This window comes from Mesorhizobium sp. M7A.F.Ca.CA.001.08.2.1 (assembly GCF_003998455.1).
Taxonomy (GTDB): domain Bacteria; phylum Pseudomonadota; class Alphaproteobacteria; order Rhizobiales; family Rhizobiaceae; genus Mesorhizobium; species Mesorhizobium ciceri.
This window is the reverse complement of record NZ_RZPW01001005.1, coordinates 1-1,819: the sequence shown is the minus strand read 5'-3', so window position 1 is coordinate 1,819 and position 1,819 is coordinate 1. Positions and strand designations below refer to the sequence as shown.

Here is a 1,819-nt window from a genome sequence, read left to right as displayed (position 1 = left end):
ATATCGTATTGTAACGGGAGGGCAAGGACATGCCGATCGAAATTCTCATGCCCGCTCTCTCGCCGACCATGGAAGAGGGCAATCTTTCCAAGTGGTTGAAGAATGAGGGCGACAAGGTCGTCGCCGGCGACGTCATCGCCGAGATCGAAACCGACAAGGCGACGATGGAAGTCGAGGCCGTCGACGAAGGCACGCTTGGCAAGATCCTGATCGCCGCCGGCACCGAAGGCGTCAAGGTCAACACACCGATTGCCGTTTTGCTGCAGGACGGCGAAAGTGCCGGCGATATCGGCAAGTCCTCGGCTCCCGCCAAGGCGGAAGCACCGGCAAAGGCAGAGGCTCCAGCCGCGGCGGAGGACAAGGCGGAGGCCGCAAAACCGGCTGCCGCGCCGGTGGCTGCTGCACCGAAGACGGAAATCGCCGCCGATCCGGACATTCCGGCCGGCACGGAGATGGTCTCGACCACGGTGCGCGAAGCGCTGCGCGATGCGATGGCCGAGGAAATGCGCCGCGACGGCGATGTCTTCGTCATGGGCGAGGAGGTCGCCGAATACCAGGGCGCCTACAAGATCACGCAAGGGCTGCTGCAGGAATTCGGGCCGCGGCGCGTCGTCGACACGCCGATCACCGAGCATGGCTTTGCCGGCGTCGGCGTCGGCGCGGCGATGGCCGGCCTGAAGCCGATCGTCGAGTTCATGACCTTCAACTTCGCCATGCAGGCGATCGACCAGATCATCAACTCCGCCGCCAAGACGCTCTACATGTCGGGCGGCCAGATGGGTGCGCCGATCGTTTTCCGTGGACCGAACGGCGCTGCCGCACGCGTCGCCGCGCAGCACTCGCAGTGCTACGCCGCCTGGTATAGCCACATTCCGGGCCTGAAAGTGGTGATGCCCTACACCGCCGCCGACGCCAAGGGCTTGTTGAAGGCGGCGATCCGCGATCCCAATCCGATCATCTTCCTCGAGAATGAGATCCTCTATGGCCAGTCCTTCGACGTGCCGAAGCTGGATGATTTCGTGCTGCCGATCGGCAAGGCGCGCATCCACAAGACCGGCAAGGACGTCACCATCGTCTCTTTCGGCATCGGCATGACCTATGCGGTCAAGGCGGAAGCCGAGCTGCGCGGCTTGGGCATCGATGCCGAGATCATCGACTTGCGCACGATCCGGCCGCTCGATCTCGACACCATCATCGCCTCGGTCAAGAAGACCAACCGGCTGATCGTTGTCGAAGAGGGATATCCGCAGAACTCGGTCGGCGACCATATCGCCAACCAGGTGTCGCAGCGCGCCTTCGATTTCCTCGACGCGCCGGTCATCACCATCGCCGGCAAGGATGTGCCGATGCCCTATGCCGCCAACCTCGAGAAACTGGCTTTGCCGAACGTCGGCGAAGTCATCGAGGCGGTCAAAGCCGTCACATATCGCTGAACCGGGCGGGAGGACAAAATGCCAATCAACATCACCATGCCGGCCCTGTCGCCCACGATGGAAGAGGGCAATCTGTCCAAGTGGCTCGTCAAGGAAGGCGACAAGGTTTCGCCGGGCGATGTCATTGCCGAGATCGAGACCGACAAGGCGACGATGGAAGTCGAGGCTGTCGATGAGGGCACGGTCGCAAAGCTCGTCGTTCCCGCCGGCACCGAAGGCGTCAAGGTCAACGCTCTGATCGCCGTGCTCGCTGCCGAAGGTGAGGATGCAGGCGCTGCCGCGAAAAGCGGGGGCGATGCTGCTCCAGCGAAAGCCGAGGCCAAGCAGGACAAGGCGCCAATCTCCCCACCCGTGGGGGAGATGTCGACGAAGTCGACAGAGGGGGG

General features: G+C 63.1%; 2 protein-coding genes. Both read left to right on the top strand.

The features are described 5' to 3' along the window. The first annotated feature begins 29 nt into the window (after positions 1–29). Positions 30–1,433 carry a pyruvate dehydrogenase complex E1 component subunit beta gene (locus EN914_RS34070; protein ID WP_013531482.1) on the top strand — a complete coding sequence of 468 codons (1,404 nt, stop codon included), beginning with the start codon at positions 30–32 and terminating at the stop codon, positions 1,431–1,433. Between the two features lie 18 nt (positions 1,434–1,451). Beyond that, positions 1,452–1,819: biotin/lipoyl-containing protein (locus EN914_RS34065; RefSeq protein ID WP_127389620.1), on the top strand; the 368-nt coding region annotated here is incomplete at its 3' end.

Coding starts and splice junctions, on each gene's coding strand:
- EN914_RS34070 (WP_013531482.1), top strand. CDS start 30: ATGCCGATCGAAATTCTCATGCCCGCTCTCTCGCCGACCATGGAAGAG.